A 17,301-nucleotide genomic window follows, 5' to 3' on the forward strand; every position below is an offset into this window, starting at 1 on the left:
ACAATTTTGTTATCAATGGATAAATATGAAATGGGTAGGGATTATTGTTGTTGATTTTATATAAATTAGATGGGAAATATTCGTCTCATAGACCATCACCTAAACTTTAGAAAACATGAAATCATTCTTGTTCAGTATTTTCATAATAGTTTGTACCACCCCATTATTTGCGCAAAAGCCATTAAAGTTGGCGGTAGCTGGATTGAGCCATGGACATGTGGATTGGGTATTCAATCGAAAGGATAAGCAGGATATGAAGGTTGTTGGGATCTATGAAACCAATCCGGAATTGGTTGAGCGATATATCAAACGTTATCAATTGGATAGATCCTTGTTCTTTACGAATTTGGACGAGATGTTGAACAAGGTCAAACCGGATGCGGTTTCGGCTTTTGGAGCGATCTCAGAGCATATCACGGTAGTAAGGGTCTGTGCACCCAAAAAAGTCCATGTTATGGTAGAGAAGCCTTTAGCGACCAACCTTGCCGATGCCAAAGAAATTGAAACCTTGGCAAAGGATAACAATATCCATGTCCTGACCAATTTTGAAACTTCTTGGTATGAAAGTAATCAAAGGATTAAAGGTCTTTTGACTGAAGGGAAATTAGGAGAGATCAGGAAAGTCATGGTTAATGATGGTCATCAGGGACCTAAAGAGATAGGAGTAAGCAAGGAGTTCTTCGAGATATTGACTGACCCTGCGAAAAATGGGGCAGGAGCCTTGGTTGATTTTGGTTGCTATGGTGCCAACTTGATGACTTGGTTGATGAATGGCGAAAGACCTACCTCAGTGACTGCGGTAGTGCAACAGAATAAGCCCGAGATATATAGAGAGGTAGATGATGAGGCAACCATCATTCTGCAATATCCCGAAGCCCAATGTGTCATTCAAGGATCTTGGAATTGGACCTATTCACGTAAGGATATGGAGGTTTATGGAAATAAAGGCTATGCCATAGCCACCGATGCAAAAACCTTAAAAACGCGCTTGCAAGAAAATCAACCTGAGGAGATAGAGAAATTAGATGCTCGACCAGCTCCATTCAATGACCCATTCTCCCTGCTTGCGGCAGTGGTGAACGATTCAGTTGTTTTGAATCCATTGGATCAATATGGTCTGCAAGTCAATGTTACCGCTGTTGAGATCTTGGATGCAGCAATGAAATCTGCGAAGGAGAAACGGACCATTGTTTTAGGGGATAAATAAGTGGGGAAGATATTGATGTTATTATTTTCAATTGCATTTGTAAACAGTTCTTTCAACTTTTCCCTTTTCCTTTCGTTTTGAGGAACGAAATATCTTCGAAGAATACATGCGAATCATTATTATTCAATGAAGATTGCATTGGCGTACAGTTCCTCTACCTTCGGTACAGAATGACAAGACCTGTTGGTGGAGAACCGTACAGATTCTTCAAAATCGTTCAGAATCACAATGTGCTAAGTGAATTTCGAACAAGGTTAATATGAAAATGTAAGATAAATCTCTAAGAGTTTCCTGTCAGGTAAATGGACAGTAAAGGTGGTCGTAATTCTTCCAACCACCTTTATAGAAATCCATTTTTTTCTTCGCTATGGCTGAGTTGGCTGATCTGTTGGTGTCTCATCCTTGACTTCATCCTTACCGGAAAACCACCATATTGCAGCTCCTACGAGTACGAATGCTATTTTAATTAACCATGCTGTTCCTTCTCCCCAATTGTAGATCCAAAGCAGGATGCGAGGTACTGCATTGAAGAAATTCATAATGATGGCCAATATGCCATAAATAAATAAAATTGAACCGATATTTTTCATGCTATTTTGATTTTGTTTATGATTGAAATTTGAACCTTTTAAGGCATATTAACCCGTGTGATTAAAGGTTAATCAAATGTAGGGATGTTTCATTTTTCGGAACATCCCTGAAATCAGGTATTTATCCAGTTGGGGTGGGGTCTTTCTGTTCTGTAACCTTTTCGTGTCACCCTGACCGTTTCCGGAAGGGTCTCGGAACTATACATTCATCATTTGAAATGGGTTCCTCATCTTACGTTAACAGAATGACAAACACCTCAAAAAAAATCAAAAAATAGATTCTTTGTTTCACTCTGAATCCCTCTTTAGCGCTTTTTCTTCTGAACTATTTTGAAGAATCACTACGGTTCTCCTCCAACAGGTCCTGCCACGCTGCACCTAAGGTGCAGGAACTGTACGCCATTGAAATCCTTATTGATTTATTAAAACAAAATGACTGTTAAGTTCCGAGATGTTTCGTGCCTCAACATGTCATCAAGGCAAAAAGTGCACAAACCTTTCGCCAATGCAAACCTTTATGATTAAAACTTGATTTTCGTATTATTCTGAGATCCTTTCTGCGTCAGGATTACAATGTGATAGTAAGAGAAATGCAGGAATCGTTCGCCCCCACGATCCTTATTAAGCATGTGTTATTTTGATGTTTGTCAATTATTTCTTAACTTATTTATAGACGGCTTAGGCTTAAATCTGATCCAATCGAAGTATTTGGACTATTTACAGAGCATAAAAGAAAGGAGTTTGGCTTTGAGTTTAAAGATAAAAAGGATAGATAGCATTCTTGAGACTATTAAGAAAAGTGAGATAGAAATAGTGAAGGACTATTATAGCAACGTGGATATCAACAAGCCCGATCGATTCAACCGGACCTTGTTGATGAATTCTATTTTGTACGGTGAAATGGAATTGGCTAAATGGGCCATTAACCGACATGCCGATGTCAACCATCAGGATAAAAAGGGTTTAAGTGCTTTGCATATCGCAGTTGAAAGAAATCAATACCAGTTAGTTTCCTTCATGTTGCAAAAGCGGGTAGCCGTTGATCTTCAGGATCATTTTGGAAATACCGCACTTTGGCGTGCGATGATGGACAATGTTGATGTCAATATTATTTACATTTTATTCCAATATCAAGCTGACCCAGACCTTAAGAATAATTATGGGATTTCGGCACGCGATCTCCTCAGTGAAGAGAATCGGAATTGGGAAATCCTCCATAAGATTTTTAATGAAGTCAGTCCAGCTAATTAAGGATTTAAAGCGTTACCGATTTATAAAAAGATTACCCTTTACGTGATCATGCCATTTCTTGATCACGGCACAGGTCTCGTATGCCTCCTGACGGACAAATTGTTGCAGAAGGGTTTCTAGGGTTAGGATGAATTCCTCGAGATGGATAAAATTGCCTTCTTCATCGCGATAGTCGGTAAGGATATCCAGTAGAAAACAATGGGTTTCGAACTCACGGAACTTGTTCTGATAGTTCTGATCTGCCCTCAACCAAAGTTTTTCCAATTGAAATCCCGACTTGATATGCATATGACAGGCGTCCTCATATTCTGACCGGTGCGTCTTGAGTTCCTTTTTCATTTTTTCGACACTGATTTGCAAATTATCATACATGGATGATAAATGAATCTGTACCTCTCGTTGTTTTGAAATAAGTGGCATAATGATGGAATTTGGATGCTCGCAAAATTTTCAACAAGTGTAACCCCAATTTTGTTTTAATAATTTATTGATTTATTGTGAATTAAAAAATCAACAGCTAATTACAGCAGCAAAAAGAATATATTTGAATATATGAACGAAGCTAGGATAAATGGAATTCAATTGGAGATATGCTCCAATTCGATATACTCGGCAAAGCAAGCCCAGGCCGGTGGTGCAAGTAGGGTAGAGCTGTGCCAAAATCTGGAAAATGGCGGTACAACGCCTTCATATGGGCAGATCAAATTGACCAGGGAGTCCCTAAAAATTGGAGTCCATGTATTGATCAGGCCGCGGTCAGGTGATTTTCTCTATACAGAGGAAGAGTTTCAGGAAATTGTTGAGGACCTCCGTTACTGTAAGGAGGTCGGTTGTGATGGGGTTGTTGTCGGGGTATTAAGGGCAGATGGTTCTGTAGACTTGGAAAGGATGAAGGTTTTAGTGGAGGAGGCCAAACCCATGTGTGTCGTGTTCCATAGGGCTTTCGACCGTTGCAAGGATCCTAAACAAGCATTGGAAGATATCATTGCCTTGGGCTGTGACCGAATATTGACTTCTGGCCTGCAAAATACAGCATGGCAAGGACGGGACCTTTTAAAAGAGTTGATAGTACAGGCTGCTGGCCGGATAGAGATTATGCCGGGGTCGGGGGTTGATGCAGGCAATGTGAAGGAAATATTGAAATACACAAAGGCGAATAGTATACATTCTTCAGCAAAGGTCGTGGTAAGATCAAAGATGGAATATAGATCGGACACGGTAACAGGGATGGACGAGGATGAAATCTATAGTTCGAAAGAGAAGGTCGAGCAGATCGTAGAGCAAATAAAAAGCCTGTAGAATGTCTACAGGCTTTTTAATATAATGTTTTCTAAACTTATTTAGCGTCTGCTGAAAGTTTATCTAAGATATCATTATTCTTAGTGATTTGGCTGTTCTTCGGCATTTTGCTTTTTGAACCTGGTTCAATATTACGGCCAAGTTTTAAAAACTGTACTTCAACGCGTGCAACAGTTTTATTTCTTCTATCTTTTCTTTTTAAACGTGTAACTCCCATTGTGATCAAATATTTTTAATTGTTATTAACGAGGTCGGAAGCGGATTCGAACCGCTGTAGGAGGTTTTGCAGACCTCAGCCTAGCCACTCGGCCATCCGACCCTTTTACCCTTACAGGCATGCAAAAATAGGATTAAATTTTAAAATAAAAAAACCTTTTTCGCTTTTTGTTTTTCTAATTGCTTTTAGCCCCCTTAAAGCCTTGATTTTGAATTTAATGCTTAAAAATTAGCTTTGGAGGAAATGGATGTTTCATAAATTTTTTAAAATTAATAGTTTGATTATTAATTATTTGCGCGAAATAAATTTGCTAAAATAGAGTTTGGTCTAAACTTTGCAAGACTTGGGTGTCTCTCGATAACATGTGTTAGGAGGAGCATAACAAAAAGATAAAATAATAAGACTATGAAAAAATTATTACTTTCATTTGGTGCTGCATTTTTATTAGCAGCTGGAGCTCAAGCTCAAACTAGTTATGGTTTAAAAGCTGGTGTGAACTTAGGTAAATTCTCTAATCAATCTGATCTAGCGAAAGACTACCAATCTAATAATGTTTCATTCTATGTAACTGGTTTTGCTGATCTACCTGTAGCTCCTCAGTTCTCCATTCAACCAGGAGTTTCCCTACAAGGAAAAGGAAATAAATACAAATTTGATGGTGATGGACTGGATGGTTCTTCAACTACGAATTTAATGTCAGTTGAGATTCCAGTAAATGCAGTTTACTATATTCCTGCAGGTTCAGGTAATGTATTCTTAGGTGCTGGTCCTTATGTAGGATTCAACGTTTCTGGAAAAGCTAAAAACAAAGGTAATTTAGGTGATTTTGGTGCTGAAGGAGAACGTGATCTGAAATTCTCTGGTGATAACAAAGACATGAACCTAATTGATGCTGGTGCTAACTTTATGGCTGGTTACAAATTCAACAACGGTTTATTGGTTAACGCTGGATATGGTTTAGGATTAACTAATCTTAACCCTAATTCGAATGGAGATAAATTCTCTACTCGTACATTATCATTTGGATTAGGTTTCCAATTCTAGTCGAAATTGAAAAGGCTTAACAGCCTTAGTGAATAAATTATTGGGCAGTCCTGTTGGGCTGCCTTTTTTTGTTGTATCATTTGGGTTGATATTTAATTTAAAATGGAGCCTATTATTTTGGTTTAAATTCTTGTATGAAGAAAATAATGTAATTGTGAAATAATGTTAATTAACTAAACGATAACAATTAACTTGGTCGATGCTGTTTAGTTTTGGTTCATAAACTAAAAATATTAAGTATGAAAACATTTTTATCCTTACTTGGCATCGCTGGATTGTCAATCTGTGCAGCAAATGCCCAAACTTCCTATGGCCTTAAGGCCGGAATGAACCTTGGGAAAATCACGAGCTATGATTCCCAAAAATTTAATCCTTCCTATTTTGTGACAGGTTTCGCAGATATACCGTTATCTGGTAGATTTTCTATCCAACCCGGGATTTCCCTACAAAGCAAAGGGACTAAATTTGTAGACGCCATTCCCAATTGGGATCAAACCGCAACTGACCTCAATACCTCTAGTCTCAATGTGATGTCCATCGAAATCCCAGTCAATGCAGTTTATTACATTCCTGTTGGGACTGGCGATGTTTTCCTTTCTGCAGGTCCTTATTTAGGCTATAACCTCAGTGGAAAATTGAAAAATTCAACGCGTAATTCAAAGACAGCCAGTTCACGGGATGTAGAGTTCAGCGGAAATAATAAAATGATGAATCGTTGGGACGCTGGGGTAAATTTTGCAGTAGGGTATAAGCTTTCCAATGGATTCTTGATCCAAACTGGCTATGGACTAGGTTTGAGCAACCTGAATGCAGCAAGTAAATCCAAAGATTTCTCAGGCAGAACGTTGAACTTTGGTGTAGGATTTCAGTTTTAGCTTTCATAGTATTGAGATTTGAGATTTGAGATGTGAGATATTAAGGGTAAAATCCTTTTGCTTATTAGCTATTGTTTTGTTGTATGCTATGCTTCAGATTGGTGTCTAAAAATTCTTTCAAATTTCTCATGTCTCATATCTCAAATCTTGAAAAAAACAAAAGCCCATTTTTCAATGGGCTTTCTTGTTTTTTTCAAAAGAAATCTATCACACTTTGATTTCAACTTCAACACCTGAAGGTAATTCTAATTTCATCAACGCATCAACTGTTTTTGAGTTAGATGAGTAGATGTCTAACAATCTCTTGTAAGAACATAATTGGAATTGCTCACGTGCTTTTTTGTTAACGTGTGGAGAACGTAAAACGGTATAGATTTTTTTCTCAGTAGGCAATGGAATAGGACCACTAACAACTGCACCTGTAGGTTTTACTGTTTTTACGATTTTCTCAGCTGACTTGTCAACCAAGTTGTAATCGTATGATTTCAATTTGATTCTGATTCTTTGGCTCATTATATGAATTTGTTTTTAAGATGACCCCTGGTTAGAGCTATTTGCAACCAGGGATCGGTTTGTTTTTATTCGTATGAATTAGTCTTCGATACCTTTAACTTTTCCTTTAGACTTCGCGATTACGTCATCTTGAACGTTACGAGGTGCATCAGAATAGTGATCGAATTCCATTGTAGAAGTAGCACGTCCTGAAGTGATGGTACGTAATTGCGTTACATATCCGAACATTTCAGAAAGAGGTACTAATGCTTTGATTACTTGAGCACCATTACGTGAATCCAAACCTTGCATTTGACCACGACGACGGTTCAAGTCACCCATTACATCACCCATGTTTTCTTCTGGAGTCAATACTTCCACTTTCATGATAGGCTCCATCAATACTGGAGAACATTTAGGAAGTGCTTGACGGTAGGCCATCTTCGCTGCTAATTCGAAAGATAGAGAGTCTGAATCGACTGCGTGGAATGAACCATCAATCAAACGAACTTTCATACCTGACAATTGGTAACCAGCTAAAACACCATTTTTCATGGAAACTTCAAATCCTTTTTGAACTGAAGGGATATATTCCTTAGGAATAGAACCACCAACGATCTCATTAACGAATTGAAGAGGGTTTTTAACTACATCCCAATCCTCATCTGCAGGAGAGATAACAACTTTGATATCCGCGAATTTACCACGACCACCTGATTGTTTTTTGTAAACTTCACGGTGTTCAGTAGTTCCGTTGATAGACTCTTTGTAAGCTACTTGAGGAGCACCTTGGTTAACCTCTACTTTGAACTCACGTCTCAAACGGTCGATCAAGATATCTAAGTGAAGCTCACCCATACCTGAAATAACTGTTTGACCAGTATCTTCATCAGTTTTAACTACGAAGGTTGGATCCTCTTCCGCTAATTTGTTAAGTCCGATACCTAATTTATCAACGTCAGCTTGAGTTTTAGGCTCGATCGCCAAACCAATAACTGGCTCAGGGAATACCATAGACTCAAGAACGATTGGGTTTTTCTCATCACAAAGGGTGTCACCAGTTTTGATATCTTTGAAACCAACAACAGCACCGATATCACCAGCTCCGATTCTTTCGATCGGGTTTTGTTTGTTCGCGTGCATCTGGAAGATACGAGAGATACGCTCTTTGTTTCCTGAACGAGTGTTCAATACATAAGAACCAGCATCTAAGAATCCTGAATATACACGAGTGAAACACAAACGACCTACGAATGGGTCAGTAGCGATTTTGAAACCTAATGCAGCGAATGGTTCAGCTTCAGAAGGTTTACGGGTAATCTCTTCACCAGTACGTGGGTCAGTACCTTTAACAGCTTCTTGATCCAATGGAGAAGGCAATAACTCCATAACGAAGTCAAGCATTGTTTGAACACCTTTGTTTTTGAAAGATGAACCACAAACCATAGGAACGATAGCGTTATCCAATACTGCTTTACGTAAAGCGTCTAAGATTTCACGTTCTGTTAATGAATCTGGATCATCGAAGAATTTCTCCATCAATGACTCATCATATCCAGCAACAGCTTCTAATAATTTTTCACGGTATTCAGCAACCTCTTCAAGCATATCGTCAGGGATTGGAACTTCAGTAAAGGTCATACCTTTATCAGCTTCATTCCAAACGATACCACGGTTGTTGATCAAGTCAACAACACCAGTGAAGTTGTCTTCAGCACCGATAGGCAATTGAAGCGCTACAGCTTCAGAACCTAACATATCTTTAACTTGCTTAACTACTTTTAAGAAGTCAGCACCAGAACGGTCCATTTTATTGACGAAACCAATACGAGGAACTTTGTATCCGTCAGCTAAACGCCAGTTAGTCTCTGATTGAGGCTCAACACCATCAACAGCAGAAAACAAGAATACTAATCCGTCTAATACACGTAATGAACGGTTTACTTCTACAGTAAAGTCAACGTGTCCCGGTGTATCAATTACGTTTACTTGGTATTTTTTGTTACGGTAGTTCCAGAATACTGTTACAGCAGCAGAGGTAATGGTGATACCACGCTCTTGCTCTTGTGCCATCCAGTCAGTTGTAGCAGAACCTTCGTGAGTTTCTCCTAACTTGTGGTTAACACCTGAGTAGAATAAAATACGCTCTGTAGTTGTAGTTTTACCAGCATCGATGTGTGCAGCGATACCAATATTTCTTACTAATTTTAAATCTTTTGCCATGTTTTTTATTGCAGTTTGCCTATTGGCTGATTGTTATTTCCTTTGAAATAAATACACCGACTTTGATAATTGAAAATTCCATTATCTAAAGTCGGTGTAAACATATTTGATTCTTTTTGTTCAAAATTAGAATCTGAAGTGTGAGAACGCTTTGTTAGCTTCCGCCATCTTGTGCGTATCTTCTTTCTTCTTAACAGCAGCACCTTCACCTTTAGAAGCTGAAATGATCTCTCCTGCCAATTTCTCAAACATAGTTTTTTCACCACGTTTGCGAGCATAAGAAATTAACCATTTCATACCTAAAGCGATCTTGCGCTCAGGACGAACTTCCATAGGTACTTGGAAGTTTGCACCACCAACACGACGAGATTTAACCTCTACGGCTGGCATTACATTGTTAAGAGCTTTTTTCCAAGTCTCAAGACCATTCTCTTGAGTCTTTTGCTCTACTAATTCAACTGCATCGTAAAAAATTGAATAGGCGATAGATTTCTTACCGTCTACCATCATGTTGTTTACGAAACGAGTTACCTGAACATCGTTAAACTTTGGATCAGGTAAAATGATTCTCTTTTTTGGTTTTGCTTTTCTCATTTTCTTTTCCTCCGTTTATTTTTTCTTACCTTTTGCTGGTGCAGCAGCTGCTTGTCCTGGTTTAGGACGTTTTGTTCCGTATTTAGAACGACGTTGGTTACGACCGGCAACACCTGAAGTGTCTAAAGCACCACGAATGATGTGGTAACGAACTCCTGGTAAATCTTTAACACGACCGCCACGAATTAATACGATCGAGTGCTCTTGTAAGTTGTGGCCTTCTCCTGGGATGTAAGCATTCACCTCTTTACCGTTTGTTAAACGAACACGAGCTACTTTACGCATTGCTGAGTTTGGTTTTTTAGGGGTAGTAGTGTATACACGTGTACACACACCTCTTCGCTGTGGACATGAGTCCAACGCTGGTGACTTACTCTTGTCTACCAGAGCTACTCTACCTTTTCTAACTAGTTGTTGAATAGTAGGCATTTACCTGTTTTTCTTTTTTGTTTTTGTTAAAAAATGTTTTTAAGTCCGCAAAGATATAAAGAATAATCTAAACTGTAAAGAGTTGTGTGCTAAGTTTTTTGAAATAAATGCCTATTTGTCAAAAATTTATTGTTAAATCTCCGTAACCCCGTCTGAGCCAAATAAAAATGCCCTTTAGAAAACTAAAGGGCAAGTATTTTATTTTGATAGGATATTCCTAAGGTCTAGCTCAATAACGTGAAGTCAATCTGTCTTTTTTCAAGATCCACTTTCTTGACCTTGATCTGAACCTCATCCCCCAATTGGTAGACTTTTTTCTTTCGCTGACCAATGATGGCGAAATTCTTTTCGTCCAAGGTGTAAAAATCGTCAGTGATATCTCTCAAACGTACCATCCCTTCGCATTTGTTCTCTTCGATCTCTACGTACATACCCCACTCGGTCACGCCAGAGACGATTCCGGTGTATTCTATGCCGATCTGATCCTGTAAGAACTCGGCTTGTTTGTACTTGATGGAAGCTCTCTCTGCCTCTGCAGCTTTCTTTTCCATTTGCGAGGAATGTTCAGACATTTTTTCATAATGTTCCGCATTCACGTTTTTACCACCGTCCAGATAGAATTGAAGCAGTCTGTGTACCATCACGTCTGGATATCGACGGATAGGGGAGGTAAAGTGGGTGTAATAATCAAATGCCAGCCCGTAGTGAGAAGTCTTCTTGGTGGTGTAGATGGCCTTCGCCATCGATCGGATCGCCAATGAGGTCAGAAGGTTCTGTTCTTTGGAGCCTTCGATTTTTGTCAACAGCGCGTTTAAGGACTTTGCGGTCTCTTTGTCGGTCTTGATGCTCAGGCGGTGCCCAAACCTAGAGGCAAACAGAGAAAAGCTGGTCAGGGTCTCCGGATTGGGTACATCGTGGAATCTGTAAACGAAAGGAAGCTTGTTCTTTCCTTTTCCCATTCTCCCGATGAATTCAGCGACCTTGCGGTTGGCCAACAACATGAAGTCTTCGATCAACTTGTGGGCTTCTTTTCTCACTTTGGTGTAAACGCCAAGAGGTTTTCCGTTTTCGTCGAGATTGAATTTTACCTCTTCGGATTCAAAGCTGATCGCTCCAGCCTTAAATTTACGGTCTCGTAGGATAAAGGCGAGTTCGTTCAGCTTTATGATTGCTCCTGATAATTCGTCTTCTTTTCCTTCGATGATCTCTTGCGCTTCTTCATAACTGAATCTTCTGTCTGAATGTATAACTGTTCTTCCGAACCATTGGTCGATCACATTTGCTTTCTCGTCCATTTCAAATACGGCTGAGAAACATAGCTTGTCCTCATTAGGGCGCAATGAACAAAGGTTGTTAGAAAGTCTCTCTGGAAGCATAGGGATTACGCGGTCAACCAAGTAAACCGAAGTTCCGCGTTCAAATGCTTCTTTGTCCAAAGTGGAGTCAGGAGTCACGTAGTGCGAAACGTCAGCGATGTGTATGCCGACCTCATAGTTTCCGTTTTCCAGTTTCTTGAATGAAATCGCATCGTCAAAATCTTTTGCATCCGCAGGGTCGATCGTAAAGGTGGTCGTCGACCTGAAGTCGTGACGCTTTGAGATTTCCTCTGCAGAGATGGAGTCCGAAATTGAATTCGCTGCGTCTTCTACTGCTTTAGGGAATTCGAGCGGGAATCCAAAGTCGGCTAAGATCGCGTTCATCTCGGTGTTGTTCTCGCCTTTTTTACCAAGGACGCTTTTTACAATACCGATAGGGTTTTTTGCATTCTTTGGCCACTCCAAAATAGACACCAAAACTTTCTCTCCGTTTTTCGCCCCGTTCAGGTTGTCCAGTGGGATGAAAATATCGTGCAGCATTTTTCGGTCGTCCGGTTGGAAGAAGGCATAGGATTTTGAAATGTCTATGGTACCGGTAAAGTCTGTCTTTGCACGTTGCAAGATTTCCACCACTTCGCCTTCTCGTTTTCTTCCTTTCTTCCTTTCGTAGACATGGACTTTCACGATGTCATTGTGCAGTGCTTGTCTCAGTTTTCGAGGGGCTACATAGATGTCGCTTTCACTGTCGTCATCAGGTACGATATAGGCTGATCCATCGGCAGTCATGTCAACCTTTCCAGTGACATAAACATGCAGTTGTTTAAGTTGGAATTTTCCTCTCTCAGGTTGGTGGAAAAGACCTAGTCTTGAACCATCCGAAAGGATGTCTGAAATGGTGGCTTTCGAGTCGCTGTCGGTTATGTTAAGTTTGGCAGCTACTTGCTTATAGTTAAGTGAGGTGTTTCCGGATTTTTCAAAAATGTCTACGATCAGTTGGGTTAAAACTTCTTTGTAAGGATTCTCTTTTTTTGATTTCATAGTCTGTCGTTTTGTCTGTTCCTTCCGTTGAAAATCTTTAAGGGAAGGAGAGGGGAGAGGGTGGAACTAAATGGTTTGCCAGTCAGTATTTTTTGTACTCCTCTGAAACCCGAATCTAATATACTGAAAACTGTCGGTTATTGGTTCATAGGGTTGAAAATGGCTGTTTGATTTTTGATCCCATTTGTAGATTAATTTAATGTGTATTTTAGCTATAATAAATATCTGATAAATAACATGATAAATGAATTTTGCTAAAATATATTTGACGAGTTGTATTCGTAAGTTGTTGTTTATTAGGTGTAAATGGGTTTTGGAGGGTAAAACCTTGTTTTATGCTAAAATGAATGTATTAAACTGTTATAGAGTTTTTGAATACGTAAGTTCTTATAAAATAAACATCTATAAAATTAAATACTAAATATTAGCAAGATGTAAAAAAGTGATTTAGCTTAAGGTTTTGGGGCAAAAAAAATACTCTTGAAATTTCATAGGGTCATGAAATTTCAAGAGCAATTTATAAAAAAATCATGAATATTTACGAGGATTTCTCGTTACAAATGTCGCAGATTCCTACAGCGTTTATGGCAATGGAGTGTAAAGAAAAATCAGTAGGAAGGTTGATTTTGGGTAAGGCAATCTCCTCCAGACAGTAGACAGAATTGCAGACTGAACAGATGAAATGAACGTGCTGATCATGGTGATGGTCCGCTGAGCACTTCGTCGAACAGAAGGCATAAGTCGCAGTTCCATTCAGGTCGAAAACCTTATGGAGGATACCCTTTTCTTCAAAGCTTGCCAAGATTCTATAGAGGGTTACACGGTCTATTTCAGACCCTAAAATCTTCTCCAATTCGGGTTGTGAAATTGCTGAAAGTTTGGTGGAAATAATATCCAAAACCCTTAGTCTCGGTTGGGTGATTTTAAGTTGATTTGCCTTTAATACCTGGCTGAATTCTTCTAATTTTTCCGGATCCAATTCCGTGCTCATATCCGCTTTCATGGTATAAATTTACACAATTAAATTGGGTATAAAAAAAGCCCCCAATTTCACATTGGAGGCCTTATATTTTATCAGCAAATAGTAGACTATTTACCTGCTGCTTTTGCGTGGTCAGCTAAGAATTGAGCCAATCCGCTATCAGTTAATGGATGCTTCAATAAAGCTAAAATAGCTGATAAAGGACCAGTCATAACGTCTGCACCGATCTTAGCACAACCTAAAATATGTGCACTATGGCGAACTGATGCCGCTAAAATCTGTGTTTCAAATCCGTAATTATCGTAGATTTCACGGATTTCTTCGATTAATCCTAAGCCATCAACAGAAATATCATCTAGACGACCAATGAATGGAGATACATAAGTAGCGCCTGCTTTAGCCGCCAATAGCGCCTGACCAGCAGAGAAAACTAACGTACAGTTGGTTTTGATGCCTTTTTTACTGAAATATTTAATCGCTTTAATACCGTCTTTGATCATCGGAACTTTAACAACAATCTTGCTGTCTAACGCTGCTAATGCCTCGCCTTCCTTGATCATGCCTTCGTAATCTGTAGAAATTACCTCTGCACTTACGTCTCCATCAACGATATCGCAAATAGCTTTGTAGTGATTGATTACATTTTCTTCCCCAGAAATACCTTCTTTAGCCATTAAGCTAGGGTTGGTGGTTACTCCGTCTAAAACGCCAAGATCTTGAGCTTCTTTGATTTGTTCAAGGTTTGCGGTATCAATAAAAAATTTCATGATAGTATTTGAATTAATTTGTTTTGTAGAACTTTTGATTATCCTTTAGGATAGGCAAAGGTAATTATATTGTTTCAAGATTTGAAGTTATTGGCTTCATATCCAAGATATTTATTACGTTTCAACGCATTTTTAATATCAAATGCAACAATTTCCAGCCTTCTCCTGTTAATATTGGAAAGCTATTGTAATAATTCATTCACTTGCAATAGGTATTTCCGTTTTGGGTTTCAATCCTTTATCTTTAAAAAGCTGTAACAACAATACGCATTTCATGCAAATATTTAGATCTCTCCAATACCCCAACTATCGATTACATGTTATAGGGCAATCAATTTCCCTTTTAGGTACTTGGATGCAACGGATAGCCATCAGCTGGCTGGTCTATCAACTGACAAATTCCGTCTTTTGGCTAGGTTTTGTTTCCTTTATTTCCTTACTTCCATCGCTTGTTTTATCTCCCTTTATTGGTGCTTTCGTCGATAGACATAAAAAATATAAACTTGTTCTGATTACCCAGATCGGCCTGATGGTTCAAGCCGGCTTATTAGCCTTATTGGTTTATTTAAAGCTGGAATCCGTACTGTATTTGTCCATTTTAGGCTTTATTCAAGGCGTTGTGAATGCATTTGATGTATTGGGAAGACAGGCTTTGCTGGTGAATTTGGTCGATAACCGTAAGGATTTGCCCAATGCTATTGCCTTAAACAGTTCAATATTCAATGCCGCGAGGATGGTCGGGCCAGCAATAGGAGGGATTTTACTCTCAACTTATGGAGAATTAGCTTGTTTTACACTGAATTTTTTGAGTTTTATCCCGGTAATTATCTGTCTATTGCTGATGAAAGTTACGGAACACGTCATTGTAATTCCAAATGAAACCTCCTTCCAAGGCCTCGTACATGGTTTTAATTATCTCAAGAGATCGCCGCATATTGCTTCTTTGATCGTGATTTTAAGCATATCTAGCTTATTGGTTATTCCATATACCTCACTTTTACCTGCAGTGGCGAGGGAATTATTTCAGGGAAATGAACGTACTTTCTCCTGGTTTGAAAGTGCTGCTGGATTAGGAGCTATGATCGGAGCGATCAATATGGCAAGGTTAAAAACTGGGGAAAACCTCAGGTATAGGATTATGTTTGCAGCCTTTTTTATGGGTATTTCTTTGGTCTTATTGGCTTTTGCCCATTATCTACCGTCTGCATTACTGTTCACAGGGGCGGTTTCATTTTCCATGATGATGCAGAATTCATCCATAAATACCTATATACAAACCCACGCAATGCCTGCATACAGAGCTAGGGCCATGTCTTATTATGTGATGGCATTTCAAGGGATCTTCCCTGTCGGAAGTTTATTGACAGGGGCTATAGCTGAAATTGTAGGTATTAAAAACACCCTTTATATTATGGGTGGATGTGGAATTCTATTGGCCATAGGGTTCTATATTTACCTAAGGCTTCATATTCAACGCCGGTTGTTTAAGTTCAATTTACGCTGATTTAAGGTCAATATATTCTTTTTGTAGTCTATTTTAGCTCCATATAATTTTAAGATATCGCCTCCTAAAACTCCGATTACCGGATCTAAACCTATCTGACTATAGGCATAATTAATGGAACTCAGGTCTAAAACAGCCGCTGTAAAGTTTTTGGTGGACCAATCTGCCATTTTTATTTGGGGAATGGTGATCATGAAACTCTGCATATTGTTGGTTCCAAGTCCAGTGGATAAGATATCGGTGTTAAGGAACTCCTCCTCGTTTATTCCTGAATTCAAAAGGGTTTCCTTGTCCAACACGGTTTTTGAAGCACCTGTGTCGATGACCATTTTAAAATTCTTGTCAAAAATCTCGATCTCTGTAATAATATGAAAGCCATCGGCTTGCAGGCCGATGACTTCAAATGGAATATTTTGCATTTAAATGAAATTCTGAAATAATATTGAGTTATTTTTTGAGTACCCCTTCGGCATAAAGAACATCGTTCATTTTGCGTACAGCCTCTGCACTTGCCTTAAACAGTTCTTCTTCCTCTGCGGATAAATTCATCGGCACTATTCTGTCCCAACCTTTATTATTGATGATAACGGGAACACCGATATTGATGTCTTCCTGTCCATATTCTCCCTCTAGGTATACGGAAGCCGTGAATAATTTATTCTGGTTGTGGACTATACTCTCAACCATCGCTGCTGCTGCTGCGCCTGGTGCATACCAAGCAGAAGTACCGATTAAAGCAGTTAATGTTGCGCCTCCAACCATGGTTTTCTTCACGATTTCTTGCTCTTCTTCCTCAGTTAGGAAATCGGCAACCGGTACGCTGTTCCAAGTCGCATGTTTGATCAGTGGAATCATCGTGGTATCGCCATGACCACCAATTACGATGGCATTCAGGTCATTGGCTGATGCATTTAATTTATCACTGATTTGATATTTAAAGCGTGCAGAATCCAATGCGCCGCCCATACCGATGATTCGGTTTTTAGGCAATCCACTAGATTTTAAAGCTAAATAAGTCATTGTATCCATTGGATTGGAAACAATCAGTATGATGATATCTGGAGAATGTTTGATTAGATTTTCAACTACAGTCTTTACGATATTTGCGTTCGTACCGATCAATTCCTCTCTGGTCATACCTGGTTTCCTAGGAATTCCAGAAGTAATCACGGCCACTGCTGAACCTGCTGTTGCTAAATAATCATTGGTAACACCTTTTATCTTTGAATCAAATCCTAAAAGGGCAGAAGTTTGCATCATGTCTTGGGCTTTCCCCTCTGCAAATCCTTCTTTAATGTCTAACAAGATGATTTCTTCTGCTACATTTTTTCTTACCAGATTATCAGCGGTCGTTGCTCCAACTGCCCCTGCTCCAACTACGGTTATTTTCATATAGTTAAGGGTTATGTTTATTTCCACTAAATCTAACAAAAATAATCGTCAATCGCAGGCTAAATAGCGTCAATTTAATGT

The 17,301-nt window shown here is 39.1% G+C and carries 18 protein-coding genes and 1 tRNA gene; 6 read left to right on the forward strand and 13 right to left on the reverse strand.

Annotated elements, in window-relative coordinates:
- The first annotated feature begins 115 nt into the window (after positions 1-115).
- Positions 116-1,207 (forward strand): Gfo/Idh/MocA family protein, encoded by a 1,092-nt coding sequence (locus ACWIB3_RS04680; RefSeq protein WP_454291033.1) that lies wholly within the window; start codon positions 116-118, stop codon positions 1,205-1,207.
- 365 nt (positions 1,208-1,572) lie between these two features.
- Here ACWIB3_RS04680 and ACWIB3_RS04685 read toward each other — a convergent pair whose 3' ends face one another.
- Complete coding sequence (locus ACWIB3_RS04685; RefSeq protein WP_185217264.1) at positions 1,573-1,797, reverse strand: hypothetical protein; 225 nt, start codon at positions 1,795-1,797, stop codon at positions 1,573-1,575.
- A 708-nt stretch (positions 1,798-2,505) separates the two neighbouring features.
- Here ACWIB3_RS04685 and ACWIB3_RS04690 point away from each other — a divergent pair.
- Entirely contained in the window at positions 2,506-3,048 is a 543-nt protein-coding gene (locus ACWIB3_RS04690; protein WP_454291034.1) for an ankyrin repeat domain-containing protein, read from the forward strand.
- A 12-nt stretch (positions 3,049-3,060) separates the two neighbouring features.
- Here the strand turns inward: ACWIB3_RS04690 and ACWIB3_RS04695 are convergent, their stop codons facing one another.
- Positions 3,061-3,468 (reverse strand): hypothetical protein, encoded by a 408-nt coding sequence (locus ACWIB3_RS04695; protein ID WP_313258953.1) that lies wholly within the window; start codon positions 3,466-3,468, stop codon positions 3,061-3,063.
- A gap of 132 nt (positions 3,469-3,600) precedes the next feature.
- Here ACWIB3_RS04695 and ACWIB3_RS04700 point away from each other — a divergent pair, with 132 nt between their 5' ends.
- Positions 3,601-4,347 carry a copper homeostasis protein CutC gene (locus ACWIB3_RS04700; protein WP_454291035.1) on the forward strand — a complete coding sequence of 249 codons (747 nt, stop codon included), beginning with the start codon at positions 3,601-3,603 and terminating at the stop codon, positions 4,345-4,347.
- A 37-nt stretch (positions 4,348-4,384) separates the two neighbouring features.
- Here the strand turns inward: ACWIB3_RS04700 and ACWIB3_RS04705 are convergent, their stop codons facing one another.
- Complete coding sequence (locus ACWIB3_RS04705; RefSeq protein ID WP_185213581.1) at positions 4,385-4,564, reverse strand: spore protein; 180 nt, start codon at positions 4,562-4,564, stop codon at positions 4,385-4,387.
- Between the two features lie 31 nt (positions 4,565-4,595).
- Positions 4,596-4,666 (reverse strand) — tRNA-Cys (locus ACWIB3_RS04710).
- A gap of 303 nt (positions 4,667-4,969) precedes the next feature.
- Between ACWIB3_RS04710 and ACWIB3_RS04715 the strand changes: the two genes are divergently transcribed.
- Positions 4,970-5,608 carry a porin family protein gene (locus tag ACWIB3_RS04715; protein WP_185213582.1) on the forward strand — a complete coding sequence of 213 codons (639 nt, stop codon included), beginning with the start codon at positions 4,970-4,972 and terminating at the stop codon, positions 5,606-5,608.
- Between the two features lie 239 nt (positions 5,609-5,847).
- Positions 5,848-6,483, forward strand: a complete 636-nt coding sequence (locus ACWIB3_RS04720) for a porin family protein (protein WP_454291036.1) — start codon at positions 5,848-5,850, stop codon at positions 6,481-6,483.
- A 207-nt stretch (positions 6,484-6,690) separates the two neighbouring features.
- Here ACWIB3_RS04720 and rpsJ read toward each other — a convergent pair whose 3' ends face one another.
- From rpsJ to fsa, 7 genes are all read right to left on the reverse strand, one after another.
- The gene (rpsJ, locus tag ACWIB3_RS04725) at positions 6,691-6,996 is read right to left on the reverse strand and encodes a 30S ribosomal protein S10 (protein ID WP_013667229.1); all 306 of its coding nucleotides are present in this window, start codon (positions 6,994-6,996) and stop codon (positions 6,691-6,693) included.
- Positions 6,997-7,074: 78 nt separating this feature from the next.
- Positions 7,075-9,198 carry an elongation factor G gene (gene fusA, locus ACWIB3_RS04730; RefSeq protein WP_313258946.1) on the reverse strand — a complete coding sequence of 708 codons (2,124 nt, stop codon included), beginning with the start codon at positions 9,196-9,198 and terminating at the stop codon, positions 7,075-7,077.
- Positions 9,199-9,324: 126 nt separating this feature from the next.
- Positions 9,325-9,792 (reverse strand): 30S ribosomal protein S7, encoded by a 468-nt coding sequence (gene rpsG, locus ACWIB3_RS04735; protein ID WP_093095001.1) that lies wholly within the window; start codon positions 9,790-9,792, stop codon positions 9,325-9,327.
- A 15-nt stretch (positions 9,793-9,807) separates the two neighbouring features.
- Positions 9,808-10,221, reverse strand: a complete 414-nt coding sequence (gene rpsL / locus ACWIB3_RS04740; protein ID WP_002993550.1) for a 30S ribosomal protein S12 — start codon at positions 10,219-10,221, stop codon at positions 9,808-9,810.
- Between the two features lie 224 nt (positions 10,222-10,445).
- Positions 10,446-12,575: a ribonuclease R gene (gene rnr / locus ACWIB3_RS04745; RefSeq protein WP_454291037.1), complete on the reverse strand. Its 2,130-nt coding sequence runs from the start codon at positions 12,573-12,575 to the stop codon at positions 10,446-10,448.
- A 538-nt stretch (positions 12,576-13,113) separates the two neighbouring features.
- Positions 13,114-13,578: a Fur family transcriptional regulator gene (locus ACWIB3_RS04750; protein WP_185213585.1), complete on the reverse strand. Its 465-nt coding sequence runs from the start codon at positions 13,576-13,578 to the stop codon at positions 13,114-13,116.
- An 86-nt stretch (positions 13,579-13,664) separates the two neighbouring features.
- Entirely contained in the window at positions 13,665-14,324 is a 660-nt protein-coding gene (gene fsa / locus ACWIB3_RS04755) for a fructose-6-phosphate aldolase (protein WP_185213586.1), read from the reverse strand.
- A gap of 274 nt (positions 14,325-14,598) precedes the next feature.
- Between fsa and ACWIB3_RS04760 the strand changes: the two genes are divergently transcribed.
- On the forward strand, positions 14,599-15,828 hold the full coding sequence (locus ACWIB3_RS04760) for an MFS transporter (protein ID WP_185213587.1): 1,230 nt from the start codon (positions 14,599-14,601) through the stop codon (positions 15,826-15,828).
- Here the strand turns inward: ACWIB3_RS04760 and ACWIB3_RS04765 are convergent.
- Complete coding sequence (locus ACWIB3_RS04765) at positions 15,795-16,247, reverse strand: retropepsin-like aspartic protease (RefSeq protein ID WP_185213588.1); 453 nt, start codon at positions 16,245-16,247, stop codon at positions 15,795-15,797. The two genes, ACWIB3_RS04760 and ACWIB3_RS04765, sit on opposite strands and share 34 nt — an antisense overlap.
- Positions 16,248-16,275: 28 nt before the next feature.
- Positions 16,276-17,220, reverse strand: coding sequence for a malate dehydrogenase (locus ACWIB3_RS04770; RefSeq protein WP_185213589.1), 945 nt, complete (start codon positions 17,218-17,220; stop codon positions 16,276-16,278).
- Positions 17,221-17,301 lie beyond the last annotated feature (81 nt).

This window comes from Sphingobacterium sp. NPDC055431 (genome assembly GCF_053644255.1).